The sequence below is a fragment of the Candidatus Methylacidiphilales bacterium genome, from assembly GCA_028713655.1.
Classification (GTDB): Bacteria; Verrucomicrobiota; Verrucomicrobiia; order Methylacidiphilales; family JAAUTS01; genus JAQTNW01.
Genome location: JAQTNW010000010.1, coordinates 1 through 13,530, shown reverse-complemented (window position 1 = coordinate 13,530; position 13,530 = coordinate 1). Strand labels below are relative to the sequence as shown.

The following is a 13,530-nucleotide window of genomic DNA, read 5'->3' as shown; positions in this document are numbered from 1 at the left end:
CGGATCAGAATAAGACTTCGCCGGAATTTATCACCTCAATTTTACCGCTGGGCATTCGCAGCAGGAGGCTGCCGTCTTCCTCCAGGCCCGTCATCAGGCCTTCGAGCAGCCGGGCTTCGGTTTGCACACGAACCGGCTTGCCGATGCTGAGGCAAAGGGTTGTCCATTCCGCATGCACGGCCGGCCATGACAGGCGATAGAGGGTTTCGATTTCCTGCAGGAGCGCAACCAGAAGATCGGCACGGCGGAGTTCCGGCGAGGCGCCTTCCAGAACTAGAGAGGTGGCCCGTTCACGCAGATCCCCGGGAAAATCCTCACGGCGGTTCCTGAAGTTGCAGCCGATGCCTGCCACGGCGAATTCCAGCCGTGTTCCGGAACCGCGGGTTTCGGTCAAAATCCCGGCGAGTTTTTTCCCGGAGAGGAGGATGTCGTTCGGCCATTTAATGCCGCATCTCAGGCCGGTCAGCCGGAACACGGAGCGGCACAGCGCAACGCCGGCCATGTAGGTCAGGAACGAGGCGCGTTCCAGCGGCCAGTCAGGGCGGAACAGCAGGGAAAGCCAGATGCCATTTCCGGCGGGGGCATGCCAGACCCGGTGTTTCCTTCCGCGGGCATGGGTCTGCATTTCGGCCAGAACGGCAAATCCTTCCGCCGCACCCTCGTTTCCGGCCTTGAAAACAATATCATTGGTGGAACGGGTTTGGCGGTAAACGGCCAATTGGCGCGCAAAAACATTGCCGGGCAGGCGGGCGCGGATCTCGTCGGCAATGATTACGTCAGGGGATGATTTGAGGATGAAGCCGGAATAGGGCGTGCGTTCAATGATGTAGCCGAGCTGTTGGAGGCTTTCGATGCCGTGGAGGATTATCTCCGCCGGGAGGCCCAGCTTTTGCGAGAGGGCGTGGGGTTCCAGTACGCCTTTGAACAATGCGGACAGGATGGGCTCGTCGATGTTGTTAGCCTGCATATTTCATGCTCATTTCAATGATCAATCTGTTGGCACTGTGACACAACAGTGGAAAGAGACGCGCTGGATTTATGCAGGAGTTTTCAGAAGTGTGTGAAACATCCGGGTTAGGCGGTCGGCCATCTTATTCCACGGGTTTGTCGCTGACGCAGCGGAAGCCGACGGAAGGATCAAAGAAGTCGGACTGGACCTGGGCCCTGTGATATTGGTTGGGAAAGAGCCAAGGGTACGCAAAGTTGCCTCCGCGGATGTTTTTATAGCTGCTCTTAAACGGGCCAAATTCAAGGCTGGGTTCCACCCATTCACTCACATTTCCCGCCATGCCGATGACGCCGTAAGGGCTGCGGTCTGCGGGAGTGCCGTTGACCGGAGCCAGCCCGGGAAATCCATCCACACTTCCGGGGGGTGGGCCTGTTTTTGCGGATTTCCCCGTCCTGGGAATGTCCTTGCCGGTGTTGGTTTTATTGAAATCTGCAGTGTTGCCCCAGGGATATTTCAGATTTTGATCACCGGCGGCGGCCCGCTGCCATTCCAGCTCGGTCGGCAAACGCTTGTGTTTCCATTTGGCGTAGGCGTAAGCGTCGGCGTAATCCACATTGAAGATGGGGATGTCGCGCGTAAGAACCCCGCCCAGATAAATTCTTTTCAGTATCCCGGGTTTTAACGCTTTTTGAATGTTGTTCCAGTCGTAGGGTTCAAAATCGGTTTTATATCTTGCAAGATCGGGTGGCAACAGCTTTGCAGGGGTGGGCTTGTCCTTGAGAAATTTTTCATATTGGCCGATGGTGACTTCGTGTTCATCCATGTAGAATTCGCCCACATCCACCAGTTGTTCTCCGACAAAGGCCTTGCCGGCGGGAATGCGGCATTGTTTTCGAAAGTCCGTGCCGGGGGCGAAATCCAGGATCAGCTTGACCACAATGAAGCCGATCAGCGAGGCCATGCTGCCCGCGATGATGGCGGTGTACAGGAGGTAGTTCTTGCGGGCTTTTTTAATTTCCGCCGCCGCCTTGATGGCTTGTTCGCGCTGCGGCACAAATTTGACCGGGGCCAGGTCCAGATCGACCGCGTTGGCTGTATTGTAAATGGCCTGAAGGTTTGTCAGCCCCGCTGACATCATATTGAGGAGGGCGTCGAGGCGGGGATCGAGAGGGTCTGTCTTGGGGCAGAATTCACGGATGATATCGGCCAGTTCCGCAATCTCGGTGGGAATATCGGGAATGGGGGAAGTGGAGGGCAATGCGGTGTTATGCATTTTAATGACGCCGTCTCCCGCCAGCGTGATGTGGCTGCTGCGCAGGGGCTGATAAGGAATCCGGTTGGAATGCAAGTGGGACAGGACCGAGCTTGTGACGGTGAGAAGCTTGGCGATCAGGCGCGAGTCGAACGTCGCGTCCTGCAGGCTGAGTTGGAGCAGGCTGGGGGCTGTGACGGGCTCCTGGGCCGCAAAGGGACGGCCGTCGGCTTCACCTTCCTCATAAATCACATAAATCTGGGCGTGGATGTTGCGCGCACGCGCAGCCGCGATGGCCCGGAATTCCTGCCTTTCCTCCTCCGACGCCAGCAGGGGCAGCACCGTGAGATGGACATCGCGTTTGATGAGGGGTTGGTGGGCAAAATAGTTTCTTCCAAGGTAATTCTGGCCGGCAAAGTCGATGAGATGGTAGGGGCCGGCCTGTGTGCCCCTCAAATCCTCCGTCAGGGAGGATGCGAAATTCAGGATGAGATCGGTGCGGTCCACGCCCTGGACGTAGGGAATGGGAAAGTATTGGGGCAGGATCTGGCTGGTGTCAAAATTGGTGGCCACGAGAAAGGCGATGCGCGGGTAATTCAGGGCGAGGCTCAAAAGGACGTCGGAAGCGTCCTGTCCGTCCCACAGCAATTCGGAGATGACTATGGCCTTGTCGGAAACCGCGCCAAGTTGGTTGTAAAGGTCTGTCAGGGTCGGCGTCACGGTCACGTGGGCGTTCGTGTCCCATGACTGGATCAGCGCCTGGAGGTAGGCGGCGGTCTCGGCGTCGGGGTAAGCCACGAAATAGACATTGGAAACCATCAGGGAGTCTGTGCTCATAGGGGTCCTGCTTTCGGCTGCCGGGATTCGGCGGTTACAAGGCGGAGGATCTGGTTCGCCGCATAAGCGGCGCCGAAGCCGTTGTCGATGTTGACCACGGTCACGCCTGAGCCGCAGGAGGTCAGCATTCCCAGCAGGGCGGTAATGCCCCGCAGGTTGGCGCCGTACCCGACGCTGGTTGGCACGGCAATGACAGGACGGTCCACCAGGCCTGCAATCACGCTGGGCAGGGCGCCTTCCATCCCCGCCACCGCGATGATGACAAGGGAAGAGCGCAACAAATCCAGACGTCTAACTAAACGGTGTAGTCCAGCAACGCCGACGTCATAACAACGCTCGACATGATTGCCGAAAAATCCCGCCGTTACCGCGGCCTCTTCCGCAACCGGAAGGTCGCCGGTCCCGGCGGCGCAGACGCAGATCCGCCGCCTGGAGTCGGGTTTGGCGGGACGGTGGGCGATGATGGACGCTTGTTCGTGGAAGACGGAGCCCTTGAGGACGGTGCGAACGGCTTGATAGGCAAGGCGGTTGGTCCGCGTGATCAGCACGGGTTGGCCGGCCTTTTTCAGGACCGTGGCGATGGCGCGGATTTGCGCCGGTGTTTTTCCCATGCCCAGAATCACCTCCGCCGCACCGCAGCGTTTTTGCCGGTCCAGATCGACTTGGGCGAACTGAAGATCGGCGAGTTCAGGTTGCTGTTTGTTTTTGCTCACGGAATGAACCACGTGATCCGGCTTTTGAAATCCCCTTTACGAAATAGCCTGCCTCAACAGATTGGGCAAGTCGGCAATCCGCACGCGTTCCTGTTTCATGGAATCCCGGTGCCTGAGGGTGACCGTTTCCTTCTCACCCTGGTGGCTTCCATCACGGACTCCTTCAAGCGTTTCAAAATCGATGGTGATGCCGAAGGGTGTTCCGATTTCATCCTGGCGGCGGTAGCGCCGTCCGATGGCGCCGCCGTCATCATAGAAAACCGCCATCAGCGGGCGGAGCAGGGCTTCCACTTCCCGGGCCTTGGCCACCAGTTCGGGTTTGTTTTTGAGCAACGGGAAGATGCCGGCTTTGACCGGGGCGATGCAGGGCGCGAAGCGCAGAACGGTCCGGATTTCCTCATTGCCCTTTTCGTCGGTCACTTTTTCCTCCGCAAAAGCCTCGCATAACACTGCGAGCAAAGTGCGGTCCACGCCCGCGCTGGGTTCGACGACGTGCGGGATGAATTTGGTTTTGCTGTCTTCGTCGAAATATTCGAACGGTTTGCCGCTGGCATTCTGGTGCTGGGTGAGGTCGTAATCGGTGCGGTAGGCGATGCCTTCGAGTTCCTGGATGCCGAAGGGGAATTCGTACTCCAGATCATAAGTGCCCTTGGAATAAAAAGCGCGGTCCTGCTCCGGCACGTCCAGCACATGGATTTTTGCGCGCGGGATGCCGATGGCCTCATACCAGCGCAGGCGGTCCTCCAACCAGCGCTCCAGCCACGCCTTGCCTTCCCCGGGCCGGATGAAAAATTCCACTTCCATTTGCTCGAATTCACGGGACCGGAAAATGAAATTTTTCGGGTTGATCTCGTTGCGGAAGGCCTTGCCGATTTGGGCGATGCCGAAGGGCAGCTTTTTGCGGGAGATGTCCAGGATGTTTTTGAATTGCACGAACATCGACTGGGCGGTTTCGGGCCGCAGGTAGGTGATGTTGCCCTCGTCTTCCACCGGGCCGACGTAGGTTTTAAACATGAGGTTGAAACTGCGGGCCTCGGTCAATTCACAGGCGCCGCCCTGGCCTGCGCATTTGCTGGGCTTTTGCGGGCAGGGCGTGGAATCCAGTTGGTCGGCGCGAAAACGGCCCTTGCAGGTTTTGCAGTCGATCAACGGATCGCTGAAGGTGGCCTCGTGGCCGCTGGCTTTCCAGACATTGCGGTTCATGAGGATGGAGCCGTCCATGCCCACGATGTCGTCGCGCAACTGGGTCATGGTTTTCCACCAGTGGTCCTTGATGTTTTTTTTGAGCTGGCAGCCGACCGGGCCGAAGTCCCAGGCCCCGTTCAAGCCGCCATACACCTCGGAAGATTGAAAAATGAATCCGCGCCGCTTGCACAGGGCGACAATTTTCTCCATGATCGTTGTATCTGCCATATGTTCTTTTTTTACAGGTTCTTAAAAGGATACAGACTAGTGATCCCGCGGGAGGATGCACCCTTAAAATTCAACCCCGTAAATTTCCCGTGCAAACCACGCCTGATGCTCTGGATAAAGAAAGAGGCCCGGTTCAAATCCTTTGCGGGCTTGGCGTCCTTGGCGCGAAACGGGTTTTAAACCAGTCTTTAAAAATTGCAGAATGAAAATCAGCCTGACACGAATCATTGCCTACCCGCTGATCATCCTCGGATTGATGCTTGCCGGCGTGCTTTTGAGTTTCCGCTATTACGGGCTCCCCGAGCAGATCGGCCAGCGGATCGCCCTCGAGCTGAAGGCCCGCGGCATCACCATCCATTCCGGACGGCTCTATCTGGATCCTTTCGGCGGTGTGGTGGCGCAAAATCTGGTGATTTCGGAGACAAAAGATCAAATCACCCGGTCGCTCATGATCGAAAAGATCCGGTTTCGCTTCAATTGGATTTCCTGGTGGCGAAAGGAGCCGTTTCTGGAAGGTGCAACCCTTTCCAAGGCGGACCTGACGTTCCCGTTGGACAAGGAAACGGCGGTGGAATTAAACAATGTCAATGCGGAGATTTTATTTGCCCCGAACCTGTTGCAGGTCCGCTCGCTGGAGGGCGACTGGCTGAATCTGCACCTGCAGTTCCATGGCGTCGTCGATTTGGCCGGGTTTACCCCCCGCAGCCCGGCCAACCCGCCCGATTTTCAAAAACAGGCGGAATTGTACCGGACCTTGCTGAATATTGCATCCTATTGGTCTGCGCCCAGGCCGCTGCTGGTGGATGTCCAATTCAAGGCGCTGCCCGCCCGCCCGCTTGAAAGCGAAATCCATGTCCGGGTCCATGGCGTACATCAGGCCTGGAAAGGCGTCGTGGTGGAAGACATCAATCTGGATGCGGATTATGAGGACAGTGCGGCGCGGTTTCACAGCGAGGTGCAATTCCTCCGGGGTAAGATGACGTTTGACGGCAACTGGAAGGCGGGCGCGAAATCTGCGCTCCTGTCGTTTTATTCCGATGCGGACCTTTCCCTGCTTGCCAGCGGATTGCCAGGCAAGGCGGGTGATTTTTTGGCGGATGTCCGTTTCTTCAAGCTGCCGGTCAACGAAGGCCGGGTGGACTTGAATTGGGAGAACGGGTTCAAGTATCTGCTGCAAACCCGCTCCGATTGGCGCGATTTTTTGGTGCAGGACTCCCATATCGACTCACTGTATCTGCCGCTGTCGTTTGACGGGCGCCGGATCATGGTTTCGGACATGGCGATCAAGGCTGATGGCGGCGACGCGGCGTTCAACCTGTTTTATGACGGCGGCCAGGTGCTGAAGGCGCATTTGACGAGCTCCGTGGACCCCACCGCGTTCAAAAAACTTTTCGGCGAAGGCGCCCGGCCGTTTTTCGACAGCCTGTCGTTTTCCACTCCGCCCGAGGTGGATTGTGTTGCGACGGGAACCGGACTCGCCCCGGAACTGCTCGCACTTACGGGTACCATGCGGGCCCGGGATTTTTCGTACAAAAAAGTGCCGCTCGCGGAGCTGAAAAGCTCGTTTGAATTCAAGGAGAACGAATTGCACCTGCCGGATCTTTATGTGAAAAGAACGGAAGGGGAGGGCCGGGCGGAAGTCTGGGACAATTTCAAAACGAAGCAGGTTCGCATCAAGGGCGCGAAAGGCACCCTGAACCTCCAGGACACCGCAATCATCCTTGGAAACAAGATGGCTGAATATGCGGCCCCCTACGGATTTTTAGCTCCATCGACTTTTTCCGCCGATGGGCAGGTGGATTTGGACACGCAGCAAAATACCGATCTCCACGCCCGCATTCAATGCCCGCAGGGCATGAGGTATGTCTTTCTGAAAAAAATGCTGACCCTTTCGGACCTGGATACAAACCTCGTACTCAAGGGCCCCCATCTGTCGCTCAAGCCGAACAAGCCGATCCGCTTGTTCGGCGGCCAGTTGAACGGCACGCTCGACATGCAATTGCTGAAGCGAACGACCTACAACGCCGACGCAACGCTGACCGATGAGGATTTTGGCCTTTTGATGAAAACATTCTTCGGAAATGACGATGTCAAGGGAAGCGTCAGCGGCGTCATCAAGGTGCGGGGCCTGCTCGATGACATGAAAACCATGACAGGAGACGGCGACTTTACCGTTACCAACGGCGTTTTGTATAACATCCCGGTGTTTGGCGGGTTGTCCCAGATACTGAACTCGATCATCCCCAACCTCGGTTACAGCGAAGCCCGCTCGGCCAAGGCCGCTTTCATCATCAAGGATGGAGTCATCAATGTGAGCAAGGTCGATGTCGCTTCCTCGGGCTTTGCCCTGATCGGGTATGGCACTTATGATATCATTGAGGACAAGGTCGATATGAGCATGCGTGTGAACATGCGCGGCATCCTGGGCGTCCCGCTCTTTTTTGTGAGCAAGCTCTTCGAGTATGAGGGGACCGGAACATTGTCCAAAACCAAATGGGAGCCGAAAGTTTTTTGAAAGGCCGTTTGGATGTTAAAGCAGCAGCCAAAACATTCTCGCGCAAAGACGCAAAGACGCAGAGTGCTGCCTGCTAAACACGCCAAAATTGCGAAAAGAAAGGCAAAGACTTTTTTGCGTCATTTCGCGGGAACCCGCATTTGAAAACAAACCCTTCCTCTCCGACGCTCCGTGTTCGCCTGTCGTCCGTGGCTGAATCAAAAGTCCGGCAGGGGCATCCCTGGATTTTCAGCGACAGCATCCGCTCCCAAAACCGCGCAGGCGAACCAGGCGAACTGGCGGTTGCCTTCGACCACAAGGACCAGTTCCTGGCGATCGGGTTGTACGACCCGGAATCGCCGATTCGCATCCGTGTGCTGCATGCGGGCAAGCCGCAGGCCCTGGACGCGGCCTGGTGGGAAGAGCATTTGCGCAAAGCGTTGGCGGTTCGCGCGGGAGTGGCGGACGGCGAGACCAACGGCCTGCGCTGGATCAACGGGGAGAACGACGGCTGGCCCGGCCTGGTCGTGGACCAATACGCCGGTACGCTGGTCCTGAAGATTTATTCAAGCGCATGGTTTGCCCAGTTGGAGCGGGTGGCCGGATTGCTCGATGCGCGCTTGAAACCGGAGCGGATCGTGCTGCGCCTGAGCCGCAACATCATGGCTTCGCCGGCCAACCGGACCGGGTTGAAAGACGGCAGCGTTTTGTCAGGCAAGCCGTTGGACGGACCGGTGATTTTCCGCGAGTCCGGCCTTCGCTTTCTGGCGGACGTGGCGCGCGGGCAGAAGACGGGCTTTTTTCTGGACCAGCGCGACAACCGTCGGCGGGTGGAGCGGCTGGCGTCCGGCAGATCGGTGCTGAATCTGTTCAGTTTCACGGGGGGCTTTTCGCTCTATGCCGCGCGCGGTGGCGCGAAATCGGTCACCAGCGTCGATATCAGCAGTCATGCGCTGGCTGAGTTGAACAAGAACTGGGAGTTAAACAGGGAACTGCCCGGTGTTCGGGCTTGCAGGCATGAGGAAGTGCGGGCGGACGTGTTTGAATGGCTGGCCCAGGCAAAGGAAAAATACGATATGATCGTGATCGATCCCCCCTCGCTGGCGAAACGCGAACCGGAACGCCAGGGGGCCATCCGGGCTTATGAAAAACTGGCCTTGTCGGGGCTGGCGCGCTTGCAGTCCGGCGGAATTTTGGTGTGCGCCTCCTGCTCGGCGCATGTCTCGACCGATGAATTTGTCGGGGCCATCCGCCGCGCGGTCCTCGCGAGCGGGGGAAAGGCTCGGGAACTTGAAATCACCGGCCACGCCCCGGACCATCCGGCGACGGTTGAGGTACTGCGTTATTTGAAGGCGGTTTACCTGGAGGCCATTTCACGGTGAACGGACGCGGCTTTCGTCATCGCGAGAACCCAAACCTTTGAAAAAGGTGTTTTGAGCGGGAATGAACGGGAGCAAAGGCCACTGATTTTAACCATGTAGATAGATCATGAAGTTCATGGGGAGCGCATTTGGACAGGATTTACAGGATGAGGAATACGAAACTCTATTTTCTGCAATTTTATCCTGTGCATCCTGTCATCCGGTCTAAAAAATCTTCATGCTCTCAATGCTCTTCATGGCAAGAATGATTTTCTTATAATGTTCTGTATTTCAACATGTTGTCACAACTGTTCATTAGGAGGCGCATCCGCACCGTGGCGATCCATGTAGCTTCTGGATTGCCGTGACGGGTGAGCCCTCCTCGCCCGCCGTGGCGGAAAGCGGTTGCGGTAGGCTTGGGCACCGGCTTAATTTGCGTTGACTTTTTACGTATGTTAACATAATAAATAAGCTCATTAATGCAGAGGGTCCGCCAAAGGACGGATTCGTCCGGTGTGCGAACAAAAAACACAAGGAATGAGATACCAAGTAAGAACACTTTTTCTCTGCGTTCTCAGCGTCTCTGCGGTGAAAAATGGTATCCTCGTCCAAGGCTTTAAAATTGACATTGCGATCAGGTAATTGTAGGTACTGGAGGGTTATTTTAGATAAATGGGTCGAATACCAAGGAATCGAATCAATTAGGATTAATACTATGAACCGACTTTTTTTCTCCTTTATTCTGGGGCTGCTGGCCGTTCCCTTGGCGGCAAAAGCCCAGACCACCGTCACCACCACGCCGGTGGGGTATATCACCTACACGATTCCCGCCACGAACGGCGCTCAAACCACCACGACCTACATCTCCTTTCCCTTGCTGAATAATCCGGCCTATTCGGGCGCGGTGACGGCGCTGACCTCCAATACGCTGACGGTTGCCGGAACTCCCTGGACTGCCGGGCAATTTGCCGCAGCCGGTTCGCCTTTCTTTGTCAAAATTTCCTCGGGTCTGGAGGCAGGCCGCTTCCTGCTGGTGACCGCCAACACCGCCAATACCCTGACAGTGGATGTCACCGATCACAGCTCGCAAACGACGCCGCTGGACGGTTCGGGCTTTGCCGTGCAGGTCAACGACCGCATTGAAATAATTGCCGGAGACACACTGGCTTCGGTTCTTGGGGATGGCTCCATTAGCAATCCGGTACAGTTGGTCGGAGGAACGAGCGCATTTACTGCAGACGCAGTTTCAATTTATAACCCCAGTCTTGGTCGGTCATTTAGTTATTATTTTAATACGACCCGCAACGCATGGAATTCAGGGGCGTCCGGAGTTGTGAGCCAGAATGGATTGATCCTCTATCCGGACATGGCGATTGGCATTACCCGTCGTCCGAACCGTCCTGCTTTGGTTTTCCAGCTTCAGGGACGGGTGCCGGATGTGACTCCGTTGACTAAAACCACCGGGGGTTCCACTTCCGCCATTTACAGTTCCACCCGTTTCCCGGTGGACGTGACGCTTGCTTCTTTAAATATTCCCGGCTGGACCAAAAGTAACTCCGTTTTTACAGCGGACACAATCGCTGTTTGGGATCCGTCACTTGGACGGTGGTTTTCCTATTTTCAGCGCGCGGACAACAACCAATGGCGTAAGTCGGGAGATACGTTGACCGACCAAAGTAATTTTGTTATTCCAGCGGGCGCAGGGATCCAGATTCTGAAGCGATCCACTGTCAGTGGCCAGTCTTCCTTCATGGCGGTCAGCATGCCCTATACGCCTTAAAATCAAGCACTCTACTTTATACCACAATGAAAAAAATAGTTGTCATGAGCTTTCTGGCTGTTTTGCTCACTAGCACTGACAGTCTTTATGCTCAAACAATTTGGAATGATTCAGCGGGAGATGGAAGCTGGTCGAATAGCACCAACTGGAGTAATAATGTTCCAGGGGTGAACTCATCAGTTGTTCAAGTCGGTTTTATGCAATCGGGGGATACGGCAGTCGGAATAGATACTGGAATTAATGTAAGTGCTACAAGTTTTACATTTAATAACACGCTATCAACCGGCGTGCAAGTGCTCAACGATGGCTCAGGAGAGCAACTGACAGTTAATGGTGCTATTACCAATAATAGTTCCAGTTTGGATCAGTTTAGCGTAATCGTAAATGCAGGAGCTAATGCCATCTACACAGGCGGTTCTGGGGGTTTGTTGTTCAGCTTTTTGAATGTCAATACCAGGCAAATCCTGACATCTGGTTCATTAACTGTATCGTCTGGAGGTCAGTTAGTGTTTGACATTAACTCGCTGGCTTCGGTTGGCTCGATTGGCTCCATTAATGGTTACGGGCGCCGTAATCAATATTGCTGGAACCTATACCGGAAGTGCTGGAGACACCTTTGATTTGACCTCGGGCAGTTTTACAGGCGCCACTCTGGGTTCAACGCCCACTCTTGGTGCAGGCTTGTCCTGGGACACCTCCCAATTTTTATCCACCGGCCAGTTGACCGTTGTTGCCGTTCCCGAACCCGGTTCGGTCTCGCTGCTCCTCCTCGGCGGCTGCGGCTTCCTCCTCGCCCGCCGCCTCTTCAAACGCAAGACCGCCTGATCCTCCCGTCATCGCGAGATTTTGGAGTGCGTCGGCCGCGGCGGAACGCGGGTGCAGCTCCCTCATTCCCCCATTCTGCGCGCGAGTTCTTCCGCCATTTTCACAAAATCGTCATCCGCGCCCACGTGCAACGGTTCGCCCACCCGGATGTGGCAGCGGGCAAACGGCTTCGGGATTTGAAAACCGTCCCAACTGCTCATTTCCCATTTGGCCGACAGATGATAGGTCACCGGCAGGATGGAAAGCCCGCTGCTTTGGGCCAGTTGCAAAATTCCATGTTTGACCGTATAACACGGCCCGCGGGGCCCATCGGGCGTTACCGCCACGTCGGATCCCGCGCTTTTCAACTCCCGCACCAGTTGGATTTGAGCTCGCAAGCCGCTGCGCGACGAAGAACCCCGCGCCGCATGGATTCCAAAGTACTTCGCCATATCGGTTGACAACTGGCCGTCCCGGCTGGGGCTCGCCATCACCGTCAAATTCCGACCGCCCATGTATTTCCGGTAAAAATAAGGCATCAAAAAAATACGGTTGTGCCAGAACGCGAATAAAAACGGTTCCCTCTGCTCCTTGTTGCTCCTGACTCCGGGGATGTCTTCCACCGTCACCCGCAGGCTTGCGCCCAGCACTTTGATGATCGCGGCAATTAGGGGCGGGCCAAAGCGGCGAATCCATTTTCTGCCAAGCGCGCTTTTCAAGAAATGGACCTCCGGTTCAAAAGGCGGCTCCATGCGCGGGACGGCGTCTTGACGAATAATTCGTGAAAAAATTCCTCGGTGCTCAACGCCTGGGGCTCATGTATCCGGGCCAGGGTCGCATAGGAAAAAAGAACAAACAACGCGGAGACCGGGTACAGCAGGCTGAACGCATTCCCGTGCCATAACCCCCAATGCGCATGCCAGGGTTTGAGCGCATCCACCAGAATCCCCCAAAACACCGGGCACAGCCCAAGGACCAGATTTTGGGCCACGCTGAAAATGGCAAAAAAGTGGCTTCGTCCCAATCCGGGCACAATCGACATCACGAGGCGGGTATTGGCGAGTTGGAAGAGGGCAAACGCCACTCCCCAACTGGCCTGCTGGAAGCCCAAGCTCCACCAGGTAAACGGGATGATGTGAGCCCCAATCAAGCCCCAGCCGACCATGTGCAGTACCTGGACTGCAAGCGAGACATTCAACATCGGCAGGCTCCCCACCTTGTCCGCCAGCCCGCCCAAAATAAAAATGCTGACGATAAACACCACGCCGAACACCGCCTGCAAAAGCAGAAAACCCGTGTCCGTCATGGCAAATTGGTCGCGCAACATGGGGACATAAAAAACCCCGATCCCGGCCCATCCCACAAACAACACCATGTTAAAAACCAAAAAACGGTGGAACGGCTGGAACTTGATGATTTGAAGCCACGGCACCGGCTCCGCATTTCTTGAGGATTCGGACACCGGCACATCGGGAATCCGGCGCAGGAACACGAGGCTCGCCATGGCGGCGGCAAAACTTCCCAAAAACAAAACGCCGAAAGCGCGCACCCCGTCCGCCCATCTGAGATAAAAGGCCCAGAGCAGCGAGCCCGACACGATGGCCACAAAGCTGAACATCTGGTCGAAGGAAATATAGCGACCGCGCACCTGCTCCGGCACCAGTTGCGTCAACCACGGCAAAAAGCCGCATACGGAAAAACCCCGGCTAGCGTTGTAAAAAAAGAGGCAGCAAAGCGTCAGAACAATTTTTGTCGTGCTGTCGATCTGCGGCGGCAAAAAGGCAATCCCGGCAATGGCAATGATGAACACGCTCCGGAGCGACCACCCGCGCAGCACAAAACTCCGGTATCCCACCTGCTCCACATAGCGCGCCGCGGGAATCTGCAGGATGTTCAGCAGCGGGCCCAGCGCATTGACAATTCCGAG

General features: G+C 56.1%; 11 protein-coding genes. 4 read left to right on the top strand and 7 right to left on the bottom strand.

Going from position 1 to position 13,530, the window contains the following annotated elements:
* Window positions 1-4: 4 nt before the first annotated feature.
* The 4 genes from PHD76_04830 to PHD76_04815 all read right to left on the bottom strand — a co-directional run bounded on the left by PHD76_04830 (window position 5) and on the right by PHD76_04815 (window position 5,164).
* Window positions 5-967, bottom strand: coding sequence for a biotin--[acetyl-CoA-carboxylase] ligase (locus PHD76_04830; protein MDD5261155.1), 963 nt, complete (start codon window positions 965-967; stop codon window positions 5-7).
* A 124-nt stretch (window positions 968-1,091) separates the two neighbouring features.
* Entirely contained in the window at window positions 1,092-3,038 is a 1,947-nt protein-coding gene (locus PHD76_04825) for an SUMF1/EgtB/PvdO family nonheme iron enzyme (GenBank protein ID MDD5261154.1), read from the bottom strand.
* On the bottom strand, window positions 3,035-3,751 hold the full coding sequence (gene larB / locus PHD76_04820; protein MDD5261153.1) for a nickel pincer cofactor biosynthesis protein LarB: 717 nt from the start codon (window positions 3,749-3,751) through the stop codon (window positions 3,035-3,037). The genes PHD76_04825 and larB overlap by 4 nt, the downstream gene beginning before the upstream one ends.
* A 36-nt stretch (window positions 3,752-3,787) precedes the next feature.
* On the bottom strand, window positions 3,788-5,164 hold the full coding sequence (locus PHD76_04815; protein MDD5261152.1) for a glycine--tRNA ligase: 1,377 nt from the start codon (window positions 5,162-5,164) through the stop codon (window positions 3,788-3,790).
* A gap of 202 nt (window positions 5,165-5,366) precedes the next feature.
* On the opposite strand from PHD76_04815, the gene PHD76_04810 reads away from it, so the two are divergent.
* The 4 genes from PHD76_04810 to PHD76_04795 all read left to right on the top strand — a co-directional run bounded on the left by PHD76_04810 (window position 5,367) and on the right by PHD76_04795 (window position 11,419).
* Window positions 5,367-7,679, top strand: a complete 2,313-nt coding sequence (locus PHD76_04810; GenBank protein ID MDD5261151.1) for an AsmA-like C-terminal region-containing protein — start codon at window positions 5,367-5,369, stop codon at window positions 7,677-7,679.
* A gap of 140 nt (window positions 7,680-7,819) precedes the next feature.
* Complete coding sequence (locus PHD76_04805) at window positions 7,820-9,040, top strand: class I SAM-dependent methyltransferase (GenBank protein MDD5261150.1); 1,221 nt, start codon at window positions 7,820-7,822, stop codon at window positions 9,038-9,040.
* Window positions 9,041-9,734: 694 nt separating this feature from the next.
* Complete coding sequence (locus tag PHD76_04800) at window positions 9,735-10,799, top strand: TIGR02597 family protein (GenBank protein ID MDD5261149.1); 1,065 nt, start codon at window positions 9,735-9,737, stop codon at window positions 10,797-10,799.
* A gap of 26 nt (window positions 10,800-10,825) precedes the next feature.
* Window positions 10,826-11,419 carry a hypothetical protein gene (locus PHD76_04795; GenBank protein ID MDD5261148.1) on the top strand — a complete coding sequence of 198 codons (594 nt, stop codon included), beginning with the start codon at window positions 10,826-10,828 and terminating at the stop codon, window positions 11,417-11,419.
* A gap of 85 nt (window positions 11,420-11,504) precedes the next feature.
* On the opposite strand, the gene PHD76_04790 is transcribed toward PHD76_04795, so the two are convergent.
* The 3 genes from PHD76_04790 to PHD76_04780 form a co-directional block, all read right to left on the bottom strand.
* A complete protein-coding gene (locus PHD76_04790) occupies window positions 11,505-11,690 on the bottom strand; it encodes a hypothetical protein (GenBank protein MDD5261147.1) in 186 nt (61 codons plus the stop codon).
* Window positions 11,687-12,322, bottom strand: a complete 636-nt coding sequence (locus PHD76_04785; protein ID MDD5261146.1) for a lysophospholipid acyltransferase family protein — start codon at window positions 12,320-12,322, stop codon at window positions 11,687-11,689. Before PHD76_04785 ends, PHD76_04790 begins: the two co-directional genes overlap by 4 nt.
* A partial coding sequence (locus tag PHD76_04780) for an MFS transporter (GenBank protein ID MDD5261145.1) occupies window positions 12,319-13,530 on the bottom strand: 1,212 nt, incomplete at its 5' end. The genes PHD76_04785 and PHD76_04780, both read right to left, overlap by 4 nt.

Coding starts and splice junctions, on each gene's coding strand:
- PHD76_04830 (MDD5261155.1), bottom strand. CDS start 967: ATGCAGGCTAACAACATCGACGAGCCCATCCTGTCCGCATTGTTCAAA.
- PHD76_04825 (MDD5261154.1), bottom strand. CDS start 3,038: ATGAGCACAGACTCCCTGATGGTTTCCAATGTCTATTTCGTGGCTTAC.
- PHD76_04815 (MDD5261152.1), bottom strand. CDS start 5,164: ATGGCAGATACAACGATCATGGAGAAAATTGTCGCCCTGTGCAAGCGG.
- PHD76_04810 (MDD5261151.1), top strand. CDS start 5,367: ATGAAAATCAGCCTGACACGAATCATTGCCTACCCGCTGATCATCCTC.
- PHD76_04800 (MDD5261149.1), top strand. CDS start 9,735: ATGAACCGACTTTTTTTCTCCTTTATTCTGGGGCTGCTGGCCGTTCCC.
- PHD76_04795 (MDD5261148.1), top strand. CDS start 10,826: ATGAAAAAAATAGTTGTCATGAGCTTTCTGGCTGTTTTGCTCACTAGC.
- PHD76_04790 (MDD5261147.1), bottom strand. CDS start 11,690: ATGAGGGAGCTGCACCCGCGTTCCGCCGCGGCCGACGCACTCCAAAAT.